General features: G+C 62.4%; 18 protein-coding genes. 7 read left to right on the top strand and 11 right to left on the bottom strand.

All coding sequences use genetic code 11. The features are described from left to right. Nucleotides 1-45: 45 nt before the first annotated feature. Nucleotides 46-1041 carry an asparaginase gene (locus Q6A48_RS20875; protein ID WP_304556130.1) on the top strand — a complete coding sequence of 332 codons (996 nt, stop codon included), beginning with the start codon at nucleotides 46-48 and terminating at the stop codon, nucleotides 1039-1041. Nucleotides 1042-1102: 61 nt separating this feature from the next. On the opposite strand, the gene zapE is transcribed toward Q6A48_RS20875, so the two are convergent. The 3 genes from zapE to Q6A48_RS20860 form a co-directional block, all read right to left on the bottom strand. Continuing rightward, nucleotides 1103-2197: a cell division protein ZapE gene (gene zapE / locus Q6A48_RS20870; RefSeq protein WP_304556129.1), complete on the bottom strand. Its 1095-nt coding sequence runs from the start codon at nucleotides 2195-2197 to the stop codon at nucleotides 1103-1105. 101 nt (nucleotides 2198-2298) lie between these two features. Then, a complete protein-coding gene (locus tag Q6A48_RS20865) occupies nucleotides 2299-3654 on the bottom strand; it encodes a tryptophan--tRNA ligase (protein ID WP_304556128.1) in 1356 nt (451 codons plus the stop codon). 24 nt (nucleotides 3655-3678) lie between these two features. Further along, entirely contained in the window at nucleotides 3679-4308 is a 630-nt protein-coding gene (locus Q6A48_RS20860; protein ID WP_304556127.1) for an alpha/beta hydrolase, read from the bottom strand. A gap of 147 nt (nucleotides 4309-4455) precedes the next feature. Here Q6A48_RS20860 and Q6A48_RS20855 point away from each other — a divergent pair, with 147 nt between their 5' ends. Then, nucleotides 4456-4893 (top strand): Z-ring associated ZapG family protein, encoded by a 438-nt coding sequence (locus Q6A48_RS20855; RefSeq protein WP_042728264.1) that lies wholly within the window; start codon nucleotides 4456-4458, stop codon nucleotides 4891-4893. 174 nt (nucleotides 4894-5067) lie between these two features. On the opposite strand, the gene Q6A48_RS20850 is transcribed toward Q6A48_RS20855, so the two are convergent. Further along, on the bottom strand, nucleotides 5068-5808 hold the full coding sequence (locus Q6A48_RS20850) for a YiaD family glycine zipper/OmpA-like lipoprotein (RefSeq protein ID WP_304556126.1): 741 nt from the start codon (nucleotides 5806-5808) through the stop codon (nucleotides 5068-5070). A gap of 137 nt (nucleotides 5809-5945) precedes the next feature. After that, complete coding sequence (locus Q6A48_RS20845) at nucleotides 5946-6395, bottom strand: winged helix-turn-helix transcriptional regulator (protein ID WP_304556125.1); 450 nt, start codon at nucleotides 6393-6395, stop codon at nucleotides 5946-5948. Nucleotides 6396-6513: 118 nt separating this feature from the next. Here Q6A48_RS20845 and Q6A48_RS20840 point away from each other — a divergent pair, with 118 nt between their 5' ends. Further along, complete coding sequence (locus Q6A48_RS20840) at nucleotides 6514-7743, top strand: MFS transporter (RefSeq protein ID WP_304556123.1); 1230 nt, start codon at nucleotides 6514-6516, stop codon at nucleotides 7741-7743. Here Q6A48_RS20840 and Q6A48_RS20835 read toward each other — a convergent pair. Then, entirely contained in the window at nucleotides 7709-8884 is a 1176-nt protein-coding gene (locus tag Q6A48_RS20835; RefSeq protein ID WP_304556122.1) for an aspartate aminotransferase family protein, read from the bottom strand. The genes Q6A48_RS20840 and Q6A48_RS20835 overlap by 35 nt on opposite strands. A 99-nt stretch (nucleotides 8885-8983) precedes the next feature. Here Q6A48_RS20835 and Q6A48_RS20830 point away from each other — a divergent pair, with 99 nt between their 5' ends. From Q6A48_RS20830 to Q6A48_RS20815, 4 genes are all read left to right on the top strand, one after another. Beyond that, nucleotides 8984-9901: a LysR family transcriptional regulator gene (locus tag Q6A48_RS20830; RefSeq protein ID WP_304556121.1), complete on the top strand. Its 918-nt coding sequence runs from the start codon at nucleotides 8984-8986 to the stop codon at nucleotides 9899-9901. A 114-nt stretch (nucleotides 9902-10015) separates the two neighbouring features. Next, a complete protein-coding gene (locus tag Q6A48_RS20825; protein WP_304556120.1) occupies nucleotides 10016-11029 on the top strand; it encodes a sensor domain-containing diguanylate cyclase in 1014 nt (337 codons plus the stop codon). Nucleotides 11030-11117: 88 nt separating this feature from the next. Then, complete coding sequence (locus tag Q6A48_RS20820) at nucleotides 11118-11861, top strand: DUF72 domain-containing protein (protein WP_304556119.1); 744 nt, start codon at nucleotides 11118-11120, stop codon at nucleotides 11859-11861. A 138-nt stretch (nucleotides 11862-11999) separates the two neighbouring features. Beyond that, a complete protein-coding gene (locus tag Q6A48_RS20815; protein ID WP_304556118.1) occupies nucleotides 12000-12704 on the top strand; it encodes a hypothetical protein in 705 nt (234 codons plus the stop codon). A 219-nt stretch (nucleotides 12705-12923) separates the two neighbouring features. Here the strand turns inward: Q6A48_RS20815 and Q6A48_RS20810 are convergent, their stop codons facing one another. From Q6A48_RS20810 to cyoB, 5 genes are all read right to left on the bottom strand, one after another. Beyond that, nucleotides 12924-13238 (bottom strand): helix-turn-helix domain-containing protein, encoded by a 315-nt coding sequence (locus Q6A48_RS20810; protein WP_304556117.1) that lies wholly within the window; start codon nucleotides 13236-13238, stop codon nucleotides 12924-12926. A gap of 180 nt (nucleotides 13239-13418) precedes the next feature. After that, nucleotides 13419-14306: a heme o synthase gene (gene cyoE / locus Q6A48_RS20805; protein WP_025211928.1), complete on the bottom strand. Its 888-nt coding sequence runs from the start codon at nucleotides 14304-14306 to the stop codon at nucleotides 13419-13421. Nucleotides 14307-14317: 11 nt separating this feature from the next. Then, nucleotides 14318-14653: a cytochrome o ubiquinol oxidase subunit IV gene (gene cyoD, locus Q6A48_RS20800; RefSeq protein ID WP_014340102.1), complete on the bottom strand. Its 336-nt coding sequence runs from the start codon at nucleotides 14651-14653 to the stop codon at nucleotides 14318-14320. Then, on the bottom strand, nucleotides 14654-15280 hold the full coding sequence (locus tag Q6A48_RS20795) for a cytochrome o ubiquinol oxidase subunit III (RefSeq protein ID WP_304556116.1): 627 nt from the start codon (nucleotides 15278-15280) through the stop codon (nucleotides 14654-14656). Between the two features lie 3 nt (nucleotides 15281-15283). Continuing rightward, nucleotides 15284-17314, bottom strand: coding sequence for a cytochrome o ubiquinol oxidase subunit I (gene cyoB, locus Q6A48_RS20790; RefSeq protein ID WP_304556115.1), 2031 nt, complete (start codon nucleotides 17312-17314; stop codon nucleotides 15284-15286).

Below are 17314 nucleotides of genomic sequence, written 5' to 3'. Positions count from 1 at the left end.
GCGGCGGATACAGCCATTCCTTTACATCAGCAAGCGAGGTATTGCATGGCCCTACCCAAACTGAGCATCGCGTCACTCGGAGGTACCGTGAGCATGCAGGCCCGGACCCCGGGAGGCGGAATAATCCCGACCGTCAATGGCGCAACCCTGCTGGCTTCGGTTCCGGAGTTGAGAACGCTGGCCAATGCCACCGTCGAAACACTCGGCCTGCTGCCCAGCGCCTCCCTGGATTTCGAGTTTTTATTGAGCGTTCTCTGCTGGGCCAATTATGAGATCGAGCAGGGTGCCGCAGGCGTCGTCATCACCCAAGGCACGGACAACCTGGAGGAAACAGCTGCATTTTTCGATTTTCTATGGAGCCACGACGAACCCTTGGTGCTAACCGGCGCCATGCGCGCGGCTACCCAGGCAGGAGCTGACGGACCGGGGAATCTGTTGGACGCCTGCCGGGTTGGCGTAGCCGAGGCCAGCCGGCGGCGAGGCGTTCAAGTGGTGATGAACGGGCAGATTCATCCGGCGCAGGCTGTTCGCAAAACCGACTCGATGGCCTTGCAGGCCTTTTCTTCTCCAAACGTCGGCCCGGCCGGCTTGGTGCTGGAGGAAGCCGTTCACTATTTGCGTCCCCCATCGCCACGCAATGTCTTGCCCCTGCCCCAACAAACGGCACAAAAGGTTGCTTTGCTGCAAGCATCTTTGTCCGCCGACACATTGCTGCTGGAGAATATTCTCAGGCTGGGTTACGACGGGTTGGTCATCGCCGGCTTCGGGGCAGGTCATCTTCCTGAAACCTGGGCCAACACGATTGATGCCATTGCCCGGAGAATCCCGGTGGTCATCGCCACCCGTTGCGGGTCCGGCTCCACCGCTCGCGCCACCTATGGATTCGTGGGGGGCGAGATGGATCTGCTTCGTCGGGGCGCTTCAATGGCCGGTTTTATGTGCCCGCGCAAAGCCAGGATCCTCTTGTGGCTGCTGATTGGATGCCAGCGACAGGGACAGCTGGCTCGTTACCTGAACGAGCCAGCCGGGTTTGAAGCCTAGGCTCTGTCTGAAGAGTGTCCGCACTCGCCCATACAGTTCAGACAGAGCCTAGTGCTTCCCCCTACGGCTTATGCGCCCGCGACAGGAATTCGTGGGATTGCATCTCCAGCAAACGACTCAGGGTCCGCTGGAATTCGAAGGTCAAGCGACCGCCGGTGTAGAGGTCCTTGAGTTCGACTTCGGCCGAGATGATCAGCTTCACGTTGCGGTCGTAGAACTCGTCGACCATGTTGATGAAGCGACGGGCGATGTCGTCGGTGGTGACGCTCATCTGCTCGACGCCGCTGAGCAGCACGGCGTGGAAGATCTTGCCCAGTTCGATGTAGTCGTTCTGGCTGCGCGGGCCGTCGCACAGTTCGCGGAAGTCGAACCAGGCGACGTCGTCGCAGGTGCGGATGGCGCGGATCTCGCGGTTTTCGATGATCAGTACGTCGTTTTCGATCGCCTGGGTGCATTCCGGCGTCAGCGCACGGAAGCTCTTGCGCAGGCTCTCCTCGGCGGCGGCATCCAGGGGGAAATGGAACAGCTCGGCTTGCTCGAGGTGGCGCAGGCGATAGTCGACGCCGCTGTCCACGTTGACGATCTCGGTGTGTTGCTTGATCAAGGCGATGGCCGGCAGGAAGCGCGCGCGTTGCAGGCCGTCCTTGTACAGGCCATCGGGGACGATGTTCGAGGTGGCTACCAGGGTCACACCGTTCTTGAACAGCTCTTCCATCAAGGTGCCGAGGATCATCGCGTCGGTGATGTCGGACACGAAGAACTCATCGAAGCAGATCACCCGGGTCTCCTGGGCGAAACGCTTGGCAATGATGGTCAGCGGGTTCTTCTCGCCGCCCAGGGTCTTCATTTCCTCGTGCACGCGCTTCATGAAGCGGTGAAAGTGCGTGCGGGTCTTTTCCTTGAAAGGCAACGCTTCGAAGAAAGTGTCCACCAGGTAGGTCTTGCCACGGCCCACGCCGCCCCAGAAGTACAGGCCCTTGACCGGCGCCTGGTCCTTTTTGCCGAACAGCTTGCCCAACAAGCCCGGCTTGTTGTTCGAGGCGGCGATCAGGTCATCGTACAGGCGCTGCAAATGGCGCACTGCCGTTTCCTGGGCGGCGTCGTGGAAGAACTCCGGGCGTTTCAGATCAGCTTGGTATCGTTCTAGGGGCGTCATATTCGTTAGCAAGGCAACAAAAACGGGCCGTCACTGTAGCGATGGCCCAGGGGAATGGCAATCGGCCCTTATTCGAGCCGATGGTCGGGTGATCCGCCGGATCAGTCTTGGACAGGCGCCAGGGCGACGCGCAACGCATCGATCGCCGCATCCCGAGCGGTGCTGTCGGCGAATGGCGGGCTGTCCGCCACACACTCGCCGTCCAGCCAGACGCTGAAGCCCTGCTCGTTGTTGCGCACGTCCAGTGGCTGGCCGGCTTGCAACTGCTTGCTCACCTGGCCGGCCGCCTTGCCATCGGCAAAGTGACGGGACAGCAACAGTTGTTCGCCGTCGGCCGCCAGCAGCCGGAAACGGAAACTGCCGTCTTCCTCGCGGAAGCTGACGAAGCGGGCCGCCTTGGCGGCTTTCTTCTTGGTGGTCGCGGCCACCTGGGCCTGGGCCACGAAGGAGCGCAAGCCCACCGCTTCGCGCAGCTCATTGAGAAACGGCGTCGCCACCGCACGGGCTTTTTTCGCACCGTGTTGCAGGATGTCTTCCAGATCCGACGGGCGCTCGATCAACTGGTGATAGCGCTCGCGGGCCTCCCCCAGTTCGCTGTCGAGCAACTGGAACAGGCGATTCTTCGCCTCGCCCCAACCCAGGCCCTGCAACAGTTCGCTACGGAACTCGGCCGCCTGGTCCGCCGTGGCGAAAGCCTGGAACAGGGTGAACAGGTGCGCGTTGTCCGGATCCTTGGCTTCGCCCGGGGCGCGGGAGTCGGTGACGATCCGCGAGATGGCGTCCTTCATGTCCTTGGCGCTGCTGAACAACGGAATGGTGTTGTCGTAGCTCTTGGACATCTTGCGCCCATCGAGCCCCGGCAGCGTCGCGACGCTTTCCTCGATCAGCGCCTCGGGCATGGTGAAGAACTCCTTGCCCTGGCCGAACAGGTGATTGAAGCGCTGGCCGATGTCGCGGGCCATTTCCACGTGCTGGATCTGGTCGCGACCAACCGGCACCTTGTGGGCGTTGAACATCAGGATGTCCGCGGCCATCAGCACCGGATAGCTGTACAGGCCCATGGAGATGCCGGCATCCGGGTCTTCGCCGGCCTCCAGGTTCTTGTCCACCGAGGCCTTGTAGGCGTGCGCACGGTTGAGCAGGCCCTTGGCGGCGACGCAGGTCAGCAGCCAGGTCAGCTCGGGGATCTCGGGAATGTCGGACTGGCGATAGAACGTCACGCGGTCCACATCCAGGCCACCGGCCAGCCAGGTCGCGGCGATTTCCAGGCGCGAGCGCTGGATGCGCAGCGGGTCATCGCATTTGATCAGGGCGTGGTAATCGGCCAGGAAGTAGAACGAGTCGGCATTGCTGTCGCGGCTGGCGACGATCGCCGGACGGATGGCGCCGGCGTAGTTGCCCAGGTGCGGGGTGCCGGTGGTGGTGATGCCGGTCAGGATACGGGTACGAGTCGTCATGGGTTATCGCTTGTCAGACTGCTGTCAATTCGAGAGGCGCGGCAGGAGCAGATCCTTGAGATCGGTCAGCTTGCCATGAAAAAAGTGTCCGCATTCTGCCACTTTCAGCAGCTCATGGGGGCGTTGCAGCGCGTCGGACCATGCGTAGACGAGTTGCGGATCGACGACTTCATCGGTTTCCGGCTGGATCAAGGTCAGCTCGCCGTCCAATGGCAGGGGTGATTGCGCGTCCAGGCGCATCACCGCCGGGGCCACCATGAACAGGTGCTTGAGCGGCTGCCCGAGGGCTTCCAGGCGCCCGCCAAGGCTGGCCGCCACGAATCCGCCGAACGAGAAGCCGAACAGGGTCAGGGGCAGGTGCGGGTATTGTTCCCGCAGCCATGCCGCCGCGGCCTGGGCGTCATCCACTTCACCGCTGCCCATGTCGTGGCTGCCGGCGCTCGCACCGACCCCCCGATAATTGAAACGCAACGTCACCAGGCCGGCATCGCGGGCCGTGCGTTGCAGGGTCGACACCACTTTGTTGAGCATGGTCCCGCCCTGCACCGGGTTGGGGTGGCAGATCAGCGCCAGGCCACGGGGGGCCTCGCTGTCCAGGTACAGGGCTTCGAGTTGACCCACCGGGCCGTCGATGAATACAGGGGTTTCGCGCATAAGCAAGGAAAGAACTCCGTGACCTCGGATAGGGTCAACTCGTCTAGCTAAAAGTCTGTGCCTGGCATGATTGCGATGTTCTTCGCGGTATACAGCGCAGGTCCGAGCCGTTAACGTAAAGCAAAGCCGTTTATAGAGGAAGGACTCGTGGAACACTCGCTCTTAGTTTGGTTGTTGCCGACTCTTGCCCTGGTCGCCGGTGTCGCCATTGGATTCCTGCTTGCCCGACTGCTGCCCAACGCGGTGCCCAACAGCACGCAACGTCAGCTGGATGACATTCAGGAACGTTTCGACAGTTATCAGAATGAAGTGGTCACCCACTTCAACAGCACCGCTTCGCTGGTGAAAAAACTCACCCAGAGCTACCAGGACGTCCAGGATCACCTGTCCGAGGGCGCCAATCGCCTGGCCCTGGACGAACAGACTCGCCAACGCCTGCTGGCAGCCCTGCATGCCGACGCTGGCCAGGCTCCACGGGAACGCCTGACCCCGCCCCGGGAGGTCCAGGAACCACCCCGGGACTACGCGCCAAAGGCCCCCAATTCGCCCGGCATGCTCGATGAGCACTACGGTTTGAAGAAGTAACACCCGCCTCACAGGAAAAAGCCCGCCCGATCACGCGATCGGGCGGGCTTTTTCATGGGGCCCAGAAATTCTCGCTCCCACAGGAAAACCGCACTCGCCACAGGATGAATCATCGGGATACAAAAAACGGGGGCCTTGTTTCCAAGGCCCCCGTTTTCATGTGCCGTCAGGCGATCATGGGTATTGCTGGTAAGTCTGGCCCTGCCCCTGCTGCGCGGGCGCCTGGTATTGCTGGCCGGGGATGGCCTTGAGGTTGACCTCGACGCGACGGTTCTGCGCACGGCCGTTGACGTCGGCGTTGCTCGCCACCGGGTTGTCCGGGCCGGCACCGCGGGCGCTCAGGTTGGCACCGCTCACGCCCTGGGACGTCAGGTAGGTCGCCACGCTCTGGGCGCGACGCTGGGACAGGTCCATGTTGTGCTGGCGGCTGCCGGTGCTGTCGGTGTAACCAACGATCTCGATCTGGTTCTGGTTGAATTCCTTGAGGGAGTTCGCCAGGTTGTTCAGCGGCTGGTAGAAGCTGGACGCGATGTTCGCCGAATCGGTGGCGAAGGTGATGTTGCCCGGCATGATCAACTTGATCTGGTCACCCTGGCGCTGCACTTCGACGCCGGTATTGGCCATGCTCGCCCGCAGTTTCTTTTCCTGCTGGTCGGCGTAGTAGCCGTAGCCGGCCGCAGAAGCGCCGACAACCGCCGCGCCGATCAACGCGCCCTTGCCCCGGTTGTCGTGACCGATGGCCGCACCGGCCAATGCCCCCGCCAGGGCGCCCAGGCCGCCGTACTTGGCGGTCTTGCTCATGCCGGGAGAATCCGTGGAGGCCTGGCCCTGGTTGTCATAAGGATTAGGCGATGCGCAGCCGGACAACAGGGCCACGGCGGTAGCGACAACGATCAAGCGACGCGAGGTGAACATGGAATGCTCCTGGTTTCAGTCTGGAGTGCCAGGCCGTGGACAATCGACTCTGGCTGGCGTTTGAACGCGACAATCGGCAAAAATTCCGTCCCGCTGCGTTTCGCCTGGCTGCGTTGCCTTGCGCCTTTCGGCAACGATCAAGGCTTGGTCACCCGACGCCGATGGCAGTCGTCCGGCCCCAGCGTGCGGCCGTCAACCGAGCGTACTTCGAGCGGCGCCACTGGCGCGTCGCGCTCGTTATCCAGCAACACCGAATGGACTTCGCCACCGCGAAACAGATGCCGCTCGCCCCATTGGCGCATCGATACCACGATCGGAAACACCTCGCGGCCCTTGGGAGTCAGGACGTACTCCTTGTAGGCGCTGCCGTCCGACGCCGGCCGGGTCTCGAACACGCCCATTTGCACCAATGCCTTGAGGCGCGAGGCGAGGATGTTCTTGGCCAGCCCGAGATTCTTCTGGAATTCGCTGAAACGCCGCACGCCATCGAACGCGTCTCGAATGATCAACAGCGACCAGCGATCTCCAATCACCTCGACCGCACGGGCCACCGGGCATTCCTGGTCTGCGGATAATGCATCGCTCATTTCAAGGCTTCCTCGCCAGTGCCAGCAGTTAAAAAATCGGTTGCAGATTAAAACCAGAATCGCCGAAAATCAAAATCTGGTTTCAAAACAAAACCTGAACAGTCAAGGGAATGCCGCCATGACCGCACAAGCGCACATCGATGAATCGACCCCGGCCCATGCGCCCCGCCTGACCCGACCGTTGCAACTGCTGTTCTGCGTCACGTGCGCGTTGGCCGTGGCGAACGTGTATTTCGTCCAGCCGTTGCTGGATTCGATTGCCACGAGCTTGCACGTCGCGCCGGGCCTGATCGGCATCGTGGTGACGGCGACCCAGGTCGGCTACGCCCTGGGCCTGGTGTTCCTGGTCGCGCTGGGTGACCGAGTCGATCGCAAGCGCCTGATGATCAGCCAGGCGCTGCTGGCCGCCTTGGCGCTCGCGGTCGCGGGAAACGCCAGCCAGTGGCCGGTGTTGCTGGGGGCGATGATCATGGTGGGGATGATGGCGGTGCTGGTGCAGATCGTCGTGGCCTATGCCGCCGGCCTCGCGTCGCCACGGCAACGCGGGCAAGCCGTGGGCACGGTCACCAGCGGCGTGGTGCTGGGTATCCTGTTGGCGCGGTTGGTGTCGGGCGTGATCGCGGACTTGGCGGGGTGGCGCGCCGTCTACTTTGTCTCGGCCGGGCTGATGCTGATGCTGGGCGCGATACTCGCCAAGGCAGTGCCCGCGACCCGCCAGCCAAGGCTGGGGCTGTCTTACCCGGCGCTGATCGGGTCGCTGTTCCGATTGTTCGTCACGGAGCGTGTCTTGCGCGTACGTGGCACCCTGGCCTTGCTGATCTTCGCCGCGTTCAGCGTGTTCTGGACCGCCATGGTGCTGCCCCTCAGCGCGCCGCCGCTGGCGCTGACCCACACGCAGATCGGCTTGTTCGGACTGGCGGGCATCGCCGGCGCCCTGGCAGCCGCAAAGGCCGGGCGCTGGGCCGATCGGGGTCGGGGACAGCGCACCAGCGGCATCGCCCTGGCCTTGTTGACGCTGTCGTGGCTGCCCATGGCGTTCGCCCAGGCGTCGTTGCTGGCGCTGATCGTCGGCGTGGTGATCCTGGATTTTGCGGTGCAGGCCGTCCATGTGACCAACCAGAGCCTTCTCTTCGCCGCCCGTCCCGACGCGCAGAGCCGATTGGTGGGCGCCTACATGTGTTTCTATTCCATCGGCAGCGCCTTGGGGGCGGTCGCCGCGACCCAGGTCCATGCGCAGTGGGGCTGGGTCGCGGTGTGCCTGTTGGGTGCCCTGATCAGTGCCACGGCCCTCGCCTACTGGGCCTGGGCCGAGCTCAGCCCTGGGCGAGGCTGCGGGCCACGCCCCTGACGATCATCTCCACTTCCCGCCCGTCCAGGGTCAGTGGCGGCAGCAGGCGAATGATCTTGCCGCGGGTGACGTTGATCAGCAGGCCGTGATCCCGTGCCGCGCACAAGGCCAGGTCACGGACCGGCTGCTTGAGCTCGATGCCGATCATCAAGCCCTGGCCACGAATCGCCAGCACATTGGGGTTGTCCGCCAGTTCGGCCCGTAACCGATTGAGTAATTGCTCGCCCTGGCGCCGGGCATTGTCGACCAACCCTTGCTCCTCGATGATCTCCAGCACCGTGCAACCGGCCCGGCACGCCAGTGGATTACCGCCGAACGTGCTGCCGTGGCTGCCAGGGGTGAAGAGCCCGGCAGCCTTGCCCCGGGCCAGGCAGGCGCCGATGGGCACGCCATTGCCCAGGCCTTTGGCGAGGGTCATGACGTCCGGCACGATGCCCTCGTGCTGGAAGGCGAACCACTGGCCGGTGCGGCCGATGCCCGTCTGGATCTCGTCGAGCATCAGCAGCCAGCCCCGCCGGCTGCACAGTCGGCTCAGGGCCTTGAGGTAGCCAGGCGGCGCGAGTTGCACCCCGCTTTCGCCCTGGATCGGCTCCACCAGTACCGCGACGATGCGGTCGGCATGCAGCCGCTGGACGCTCTCCAATGCGGCGAGGTCGCCAAACGGCACCTTGATGAAATCCCCCGGCAAGCGGTTGAAGCCCAGCCGTACCGCAGGGCCGTCGCTGGCGGACAGCGTGCCCAGGGTGCGGCCGTGGAAGGCGTTATCCATGACCACCACCAACGGCGCCTCCACGCCCCGGTGCCAACCATGGAGCCGCGCCAGTTTCAGCGCGGTCTCGTTGGCCTCGGCGCCCGAATTGTTGAAGAACACGCGCTCCAGCCCCGACAGCTCGGTGAGCTTGCGTGCCAGGCGTTGTTGCCAATCGATGCTGTACAGGTTGGACGTGTGCAGCAACAGGCCGGCCTGTTCACTGATCGCCGCCACCAGCCTGGGGTGGGAATGGCCGACATTGGTCACCGCCACGCCCGCCACCGCATCGAGGTATTCGCGACCGTCCTGGTCCCACAGCCGCGTGCCCAGCCCACGGGTGAAACTCAGCGCCAGGGGTTGGTAAGTGGACATCAGGCAGGCAGCGGTCATGGCATCGAGCTCCATCGAGTGGGTTTTTTCCAGTATGGTTAGCCACCCAGGCTGGATAAACGCCGCTTTACTTCAATCATTTAAAAGCAGAGCTTGATAATGGACCTGTTCCAGGCAATGACCGTGTACGTGAAGGTGGTGGAAACCGGCAGCCTGACCGCCGCTGCCCAGGCGTGTGAAATGTCCACCACCATGGTGGGCAATCATCTTCGCGCCCTGGAACAGCGGCTCGGCGTGCGCCTGATCAACCGGACGACCCGGCGCCAGCGCCTGACCGAGTTCGGCTCGGCCTACTACCAGCGTTGCCTGGAAGTCCTCGGACTGGTGGCCGACTCCGAACGCCTGGCCGAGCAGACCCAGGGCGAACCCACCGGCACCCTGCGCATCACCGCGCCGCTGACCTTCGGCACCGAGCGCCTGGCGCCGACACTGGCGCAGTTCAACCAGCGCTTCCCCCAGGTCAAGCTCGACGTGGTGTTGACCAACCAGCGCCTGGACCTGCTCGACCACGGGTTCGATGTCGCCATCCGACTGGGCCATCCCGATCCGAAGATGATCGCCCGGCCGTTGCTGGACTACACCTTGACCATCTGCGCATCCAAGGCCTATCTGGCACGGCGAGGCACGCCGGAGCAACCCGCCGACCTGCAACACCATGACTGCCTATCGTTCGCCTACTCGGCGGGAGACGAATGGCGCTTCGCCCAGGACCACTGGCCGATCAACGGGCCGGACGGTGAGATCAAGGTGCCGGTGAACGGGCCCATGCTGATCAACAGCTCCGCCGGCCTGCACCGCGCCGCGCTGGCGGGCATGGGCGTGGTGATGCTGCCCGATGCGCTGGTGGCCCAGGACCTGAAGGAGGGGCACCTGGTGGCCCTGCTCCAGGATTACCAATTGCCCCATCGCCCGATGAGCCTGATGTATGCGCAGGATCGCTACCGTTTGCCGAAACTGCGCAGTTTTGTCGAGTTTGCGCTGGAGCACTGGGGCAAGCCCCGCAGCGGAGCCGAATGAGCTCGTGGCGCGGCGTGCCCGCACGGCATGCGGCGCTAGTGGCGCACCGTCCCATCGGCTACTCTTCCTCCTCGGACGAGCATTTTGATATCAAGGTTGATTGAGGAAAGCATGATGGGAAATGCCTCGAACATGGATGCGTTTCGGTTCGACTTGTCGGACCTTGACGAAGGCGTGCTGCACACCATCCTGGAACTGGTCAGCGACGGCATCTGGGACTGGAACGCCAACACCGGCTTCGTCTACCGAAATCCCGGCTGGTACACGATGCTCGGCTACCAGCCCCACTCCCTCAACAACACCGTGCTGACCTGGGAAAACGTGATCCACCCCGAGGACTATCCACGGGTGATGGCGTTGTTCGACGACTACCTGGAACAGCGCGCCACCGGCTACCAGGCCGAATACCGCTGCCGCATGCGCGACGGCGGCTGGCTGTGGATCGAGGATCGCGGCTACATCATCGCCCGCAACCCCGACGGCACGGTGGCGCGCATGCTCGGCGCCCACCGCAGCATCGACGACAAGAAGCGCCTCTTCGAGCAACTGGAACGGCGCAACAAGTCATTGGAAGCGGTCATCGAAGAGCGCACCCGCGAGCTGTCCCGGGTCAACCAGCAGTTGCAGGTCCAGCTTGACGAAAACCGCAGGCTGGCCGAAACCGACGCGCTGACCGGCGTTGCCAATCGCTATCGCCTGGAGCAGGCCCTGCCGCTGGCCTGCGAGCGCGCCCAGCGTTTTCGCGAGCCCTTGTCCCTGATCGCCATGGACGTCGATGACTTCAAGGAGATCAACGATCGCTACGGCCACGCGTTCGGCGACGCGGCCCTGGTGCAAGTGGTGCAGAGCGTCAGGCGCAGCGAGCGCGACGGCGATTTGCTGGCGCGCTGGGGCGGCGATGAGTTCATCCTGATCTTGCCCAATACGTCCCTGGCCGACGCCCGGCTGGTGGCCGAAACCGTTCGCCGGGGCCTGTCCGACCTACTGCCGGTGGGCGACTTCCAGATCACCATGAGTTTCGGCGTGGTGCAGCGCCGCGACGATGAACAACAAGCGGCGCTGCTGGACCGGGCGGACCAGGCGCTGTACCGCGCCAAACTGGCGGGCAAGAATGTGATCTGCGAATAGCCCGGTAGCAACCCCAGCAAAAAAGAATGCAGCTTTGCGGCGGGTGCAGCGGTCGTAAGGGGTATCCCTTGTCATCTGGTTCTCGACCTTGCCGACTCGATCCCCATCACCTTCCCGTCTCTACCTGGGCTGCGCCGGCTGGTCGCTGCCCCGTGAGCACTGGCCTGCGTTCCCCGCCGACGGAACCCATCTGCAGCGCTACAGTGCCCGATTCACCGGCGTCGAGATCAACAGCTCGTTCTATCGCCCGCACCGTCCCGCCACCTATGCCAAATGGGCCGACAGCGTCGCTGCGGATTTCCGGTTTTCGGTCAAGGTGCCCAAGCAGATCACCCATGAACGGCGCCTGATTGATTGCGCCGGACGGTTGGATGAGTTCCTGGGGCAGTGCTCGCAACTGGGGGAAAAGCTGGGCTGCCTGTTGATTCAATTACCGCCATCACTGGCCTTCGATGACGCCGTTGCCCGGACATTCTTCGAGGCCTTGCGTGACCGCTACCAGGGCCAGGTGGTGCTGGAGCCGCGGCACCCTAGCTGGCTTGCGCCCCAGGCCATGGCGCTGTTGCAGGCCGAGCGCATCGGCCGGGTCGCGGCCGATCCATCGCCATTGCCCGGAGGCGACCAGCCCGCCGGCTGGCCCGGCATTCGTTACTACCGCCTGCACGGTTCGCCACGGATCTACTACTCGGCGTATGACGAAACCTGGCTGGCACGACTGGCCGCGCAATTGAAGACAGACCCGGACACGCCGACCTGGTGCATCTTCGACAACACCGCCAGCGGGGCCGCGACGGCCGATGCCCTGCACCTGATGGCGCTGATGGGCGGTTGAACCGCGTGCACGGCAACAAATGCGCACCGGCCAACGGTCCGGCCGTGACAACACTGCCCGCGTCCAATAGATTAGTCGGCCGGAAAAAGCTCTACGCCTTTCTCGCCTCATCCCGCTAACAGAAGTAGTGAAATTTCAATGTCCGATTCCAATACCGCTGAATCCGTAGCCACCCTCTCGTCCAAAGCGGAATACGAAAACTCCATCAATCTTTCACAGCATCTGCCCCAGGCCAAAAGCATCAGCGAGATGGTCCTGGATGCCTTCCAGTCGAACCGCGAAAGCGACCAGATCCGCGAGCTGCGCACCGCCATCCGCCAGGCTCACGACGCGCTCGACGATGACAAGGCCTACGAACTGATGGGCCAGCTCAAACAGCTCAAGGACGCCGAAGCCGCCGATTTCGCCGCGCTGGAAGACCTGAGCAGCCGCTTCCCGATCAGCCGCATCCTCTCCAGCTACAAGGACGACCCGGCGTTCCAGGAACTGGTCTACGGCCTGGCATTGAAGGTGCTGAACCAGACCCACCAGGCCATCAGCAACCCGAGCGGTGGCAAGGGCAAGGCCTCGCGCGCCAAGAAGGACGCCGAAGTCTTTGTCATCAGCAAGGACGGCATCAGCGTGACCCTGCCCTTGCGCACACCGCGCTCCAAGCCGAACGTCGACCGCGAAGCCTTCGAGTTCCTCGGCTTCAGCTTCGTCGGCGAAGGCGACGACGCCGAACTGGAAAACGACCTGTTCCTGGACAACGACGGCACCGAACAACCGGTCACCCGCAAGAGCATCATCACCGCCCTGCAACAACAAAAGGCCTTCGACGGCTACAGCATCGCCCAGCAATAAGGCCCGGTTGCTTACCTTGTGGGAGCGAGCTCGCTCGCGATGGCGCCAGCAGGCTGAATATCCTCGCAAGCTGACACACCGCTATCGCGAGCAAGCTCGCTCCCACACATGGGTCAGCAGCGTTTGTCGAACATGTGTCCAGCGCAGACACATTGACAACCCCATGAAAAAGCCCCGCGCTTCTTTCGAAGGCGGGGCTTTTTCATGGGTGTCAATGACTCAAACGGCGCCAAGCCGTTCGACCATGTCTGGAAACTTCTCGACCAATTTGATCAACAAGGCCGCCTGGGCGTTAGGCTTGGACTTCTCCTGCTCCCAGTTCCTGAGCGTGCCGGGACTGGTCCTGATGCTCCTGGCGAAAACGGCTTGAGACATGTGGAGCTTGTCGCGCAACGCGACGATTTCCCGGGCCGACACCTCTGGAACCGGTTTATCTTCGATCGATGTCTGGCGAAGGGTCATCTTGCCCTTGCGATGCGTGGCCATCTCCTCGACACCTTGCATCATCTCGGCGAACAGATCGCGCTTCTTCATAAGGTACCTCGTACTTTCAACTCGGCTTCTATGGCGCTTTGGAGGAATCACTATAGGCAAATCGCCTACAGTTCAACAAACCAGAATCTATTGCGACGAATGACAGCCAATCCATACCCCACCGTTACAAAAAAGCCCCGCGCTTCTTTCGAAGGCGGGGCTTTTTTGTAACGGTGGGGTTCAAGGGGCGTAGGTGAGCAGCAGCTCGCTTGGCACCTTGAAGTCCAGGGACATCATCACGCTCAGGGCGGTGATGGTGAAGATCGAGAACACAAACAGCTTGCGTGCCCAGACCGTGTCATCCACCGCCTTGTAGCCGGTCCAGGCCATGTACAGCCAGTACATGCCCATGGCGGCGGCGACGGCGAGGTAGCTCATGCCGGCGTAGCCGCTGAAGGTCAGCATCAAGGTCGCCACGAGGAAGGCCAGGATGTAGAGCAGGATGTGCTTCTTGGCCACCCGGATGCCACGCTTGACCGGCAGCACCGGGATCGAGGCCGCCAGGTAGTCGTTGAAGCGGAAGATCGCGATGGCATAGGAATGCGGCATCTGCCACAGGCTGAACATCACCAGCAGCGTCAGCGCAGCCATGTCGAAGCTGTTGCTCACCGCGACATAGCCGATCACCGGCGGCATCGCCCCCGACAGGCTGCCCACCAGCGTGCCGTGGACCGACTTGCGCTTGAGGTACAGGCTGTAGAGGCCGACGTAGATCACAAAGCCGATCACCGCGAACAACGCCGCCAACGGGTTGGCCACGCGATACAGCAACGCCACCCCGGCCACGCCCAGCACCGTGGCGAACGCCAGGGCCAGTTGCACCGGGATCAGGCCCTGGACCAGCGCGCGGTTTTTGGTGCGCTCCATCTTGATGTCGATGTCGCGGTCGATGCAGTTGTTGAACACGCAACCCGACGCGACCACCAGGGACGTGCCGATCATCGCCGCCAGGAAGATGGCCAGATCGACATGCCCTTTCGAGGCCAGGAAAAACCCGCCTGCCACAGAAAGCACGTTACCGAAAATGATCCCCGGCTTGGTGATTTGGATAAAGTGCTTTAAGGACATCCGGACTTTCCTCAGTGCGCCATCATGTTGGTGTGGATGCTGAACATGATCCACAACGACAGGCCGACCAGCAGGACAATCACGATCGCGGCGAAGACAAACGCGACCACGTTGTTACGTTGGGCAGCGGAGCGGTCCAGGTGCAGGAAGTACACCAGGTGCACCAGTACCTGGACCACGGCGAAGATCAGGATGATCCACAGGGTCAGGCTCTTGGGCAGCGACGGGTACATCACCAGGCCGAACGGAATGACGGTCAGGATCACCGACAGGATGAAACCGATGGCGTAGGACTTGACGCTGCCGTGGCCGGCGTCGTGGCCATCGTGGGAATGTGCGTTAGCCATTTACAGGGTCCCCATCAGATAAACAACGGTGAATACGCAGATCCACACCACGTCCAGGAAGTGCCAGAACAGGCTCAGGCAGCTCAGGCGCGTCTTGTTGGTGGCGGTCAGGCCGCTTTTTTGGACCTGGTACATCATGATCGCCATCCAGATCAGGCCGCTGGTCACGTGCAGGCCGTGGGTGCCGACCAGGGTGAAGAAGCCCGACAGGAAGCCGCTGCGGTTAGGACCGAAGCCTTCGGAGATCAACATGTGGAACTCGTTGATCTCCATGCCGATGAAGCCGGCACCGAACAGGAAGGTCATGGCCAGCCAGCCCAGGACCTGGTTCTTCTTGCCCTTGAACAACGCCAGCATGGCGAAGCCGTAGGTGATCGAGCTGAACAGCAGCAAGGCGGTTTCGCCCAGTACGTAAGGCAGCTCGAAGATGTCGTGGCCCGACGGGCCACCGGCGACGTTGTTAACCAGCACCGCGTACGCCGCGAAGATCGACGCGAACAGAATGCAGTCGGTCATCAGGTAGAGCCAGAAACCGAATACGGTCATCTCGCCCGAGTCGTGGTGATGGTCATCGTGCCCATGGTCATGGCCATGGGCGTGTCCAACATTGGTCACTAAGTTCGACATGGTTTAAGCCTGTTCCAACGAGGTTTCAACACGGGTGGCGGAGGCTGGGATCTTCCCGGCCGCGACCAGACGTTTGTGCTGCTCGGCTTCGATGCGCTCGATGACATCCACCGGCACCATGTAGCCCTGGTCGTCACGGGCCGCATGAATCACGAAGTACGTCACGGTGCCGACCAGGCTCGCGATGGCCAGCCACCAGATGTGCCAGATCATCGCGAAACCGAACACCGTCAACAGGACGCCCATGACCACGCCGGTGGCGGTGTTGTTGGGCATGTGGATCGGTTCGTACTTGGCCGGAACCTGGTACGCGGTACCGTTTTCCTTGGCTTCGGTGAACGGGTCGATGACGTCGGCCTTCGGCAGCACGGCAAAGTTGTAGAACGGTGGTGGCGACGAGGTCGACCACTCCAGGGTATGGGCATTCCACGGGTCACCGTGTTCGCACATGTTTTCTGGCTTCTTGCGATCACGCACGCTGACGTACAGCTGGATCAGCTGGCAGGCGATGCCCACGGCGATCATCACTGCGCCGAACATGGCGATGTACAGGTACGGCACCCACTCAGGGTTGGTGGTGGTGTTCAGGCGACGGGTCATGCCCATGAAGCCCAGTACATAGAGCGGCATGAACGCGACGAAGAAGCCACTGATCCAGAACCAGAACGCTGCCTTGCCCCAACCTTCGTGCAGCTTGAAGCCGAACGCTTTCGGGAAGTAGAAGGCGAAGCCGGCGATGTAGCCGAACACCGCGCCGCCGATGATCACGTTGTGGAAGTGGGCGATCACGAACAGGCTGTTGTGCAGGACGAAGTCGGCACCCGGGATGGCCAGCAGTACACCGGTCATGCCGCCGATGGCGAAGGTCACCATGAAGCCCAGGGTCCACATGACGTGGCTGGTGAAGCGCAGGCGCCCCTGGTAGATGGTGAACAGCCAGTTGAACAGCTTCACCCCGGTCGGGATCGAAATCAGCATCGTCGCCAGGCCGAAGAAGGCGTTGACGCTGGCCCCCGAACCCATGGTGAAGAAGTGGTGCAGCCAGACCATGAAGCCCAGCACCGAGATCGCGCCGCTGGCGTAGATCATCGAGTGGTGGCCGAACAGTTTCTTGCCGGAGAACGTCGAGATGACTTCGGAGAAGATACCGAACGCCGGCAGGATCAGGATGTACACCTCGGGGTGACCCCAGGCCCAGAACAGGTTCACGTACATCATCGGATTCCCACCCAGTTCATTGGTGAAAATGTGGAAATCCATGTAGCGGTCAAGCGTCAGCAAAGCCAGGGTAGCGGTCAGGATCGGGAACGAAGCGACGATCAGCACGTTGGCCCAGGTGCAGGTCCAGGTGAAGATCGGCATGTCCATCAGCTTCATGCCAGGGGTACGCATTTTCAGCACGGTGGCGAGGAAGTTGACCCCCGTCAACGTCGTCCCCAACCCGGATAGCTGTAGCGCCCAGATGTAATAGTCCACCCCGACGCCCGGGCTGTATTGCAGGCCCGACAACGGCGGATACGCGACCCAGCCGGTCTTGGCGAATTCACCAACGCCCAGGGACACGTTGATCAGCACCACGCCGGACACCAGCAGCCAGAAGCTCAGGGAATTCAGGAACGGGAATGCCACGTCACGGGCGCCGATCTGCAGCGGCAGCGCCAGGTTCATCAGGCCGGTGAAGAATGGCATCGCCATGAAGATGATCATGATCACACCGTGGGCGGTGAAGATCTGGTCATAGTGTTCAGGCGGCAGGTAGCCAGGCGAACCCTCGGTGGCCATGGCCAGCTGGGTACGCATCATGATGGCGTCGGCGAAGCCGCGCAGGAGCATGACCATGGCGACGATGACGTACATCACGCCGATCTTCTTGTGGTCGACCGAAGTCAGCCACTCGGTCCACAGGTAGGTCCACTTCTTGAAGTAAGTGATGCCCGCGAACAGCGCCAGGCCACCGAGCGCGATGATGGCGAGGGTCACCATGACAATCGGCTCGTGGAACGGGATCGCTTCCCAACTTAATTTACCAAACAT

The organism is Pseudomonas citrullilanati (assembly GCF_030580855.1).
GTDB classification, from domain to species: domain Bacteria; phylum Pseudomonadota; class Gammaproteobacteria; order Pseudomonadales; family Pseudomonadaceae; genus Aquipseudomonas; species Aquipseudomonas citrulli.
This window is presented reverse-complemented; position numbering and strand designations above follow the sequence as displayed.

Coding starts and splice junctions, on each gene's coding strand:
- Q6A48_RS20815 (WP_304556118.1), top strand. CDS start 12,000: ATGTCCGATTCCAATACCGCTGAATCCGTAGCCACCCTCTCGTCCAAA.
- cyoD (WP_014340102.1), bottom strand. CDS start 14,653: ATGGCTAACGCACATTCCCACGATGGCCACGACGCCGGCCACGGCAGC.
- Q6A48_RS20845 (WP_304556125.1), bottom strand. CDS start 6,395: ATGAGCGATGCATTATCCGCAGACCAGGAATGCCCGGTGGCCCGTGCG.
- Q6A48_RS20860 (WP_304556127.1), bottom strand. CDS start 4,308: ATGCGCGAAACCCCTGTATTCATCGACGGCCCGGTGGGTCAACTCGAA.
- Q6A48_RS20835 (WP_304556122.1), bottom strand. CDS start 8,884: ATGACCGCTGCCTGCCTGATGTCCACTTACCAACCCCTGGCGCTGAGT.
- cyoB (WP_304556115.1), bottom strand. CDS start 17,314: ATGTTTGGTAAATTAAGTTGGGAAGCGATCCCGTTCCACGAGCCGATT.
- cyoE (WP_025211928.1), bottom strand. CDS start 14,306: ATGTCCTTAAAGCACTTTATCCAAATCACCAAGCCGGGGATCATTTTC.
- Q6A48_RS20825 (WP_304556120.1), top strand. CDS start 10,016: ATGGGAAATGCCTCGAACATGGATGCGTTTCGGTTCGACTTGTCGGAC.
- Q6A48_RS20795 (WP_304556116.1), bottom strand. CDS start 15,280: ATGTCGAACTTAGTGACCAATGTTGGACACGCCCATGGCCATGACCAT.
- Q6A48_RS20850 (WP_304556126.1), bottom strand. CDS start 5,808: ATGTTCACCTCGCGTCGCTTGATCGTTGTCGCTACCGCCGTGGCCCTG.
- Q6A48_RS20830 (WP_304556121.1), top strand. CDS start 8,984: ATGGACCTGTTCCAGGCAATGACCGTGTACGTGAAGGTGGTGGAAACC.
- zapE (WP_304556129.1), bottom strand. CDS start 2,197: ATGACGCCCCTAGAACGATACCAAGCTGATCTGAAACGCCCGGAGTTC.
- Q6A48_RS20875 (WP_304556130.1), top strand. CDS start 46: ATGGCCCTACCCAAACTGAGCATCGCGTCACTCGGAGGTACCGTGAGC.
- Q6A48_RS20865 (WP_304556128.1), bottom strand. CDS start 3,654: ATGACGACTCGTACCCGTATCCTGACCGGCATCACCACCACCGGCACC.
- Q6A48_RS20840 (WP_304556123.1), top strand. CDS start 6,514: ATGACCGCACAAGCGCACATCGATGAATCGACCCCGGCCCATGCGCCC.
- Q6A48_RS20810 (WP_304556117.1), bottom strand. CDS start 13,238: ATGAAGAAGCGCGATCTGTTCGCCGAGATGATGCAAGGTGTCGAGGAG.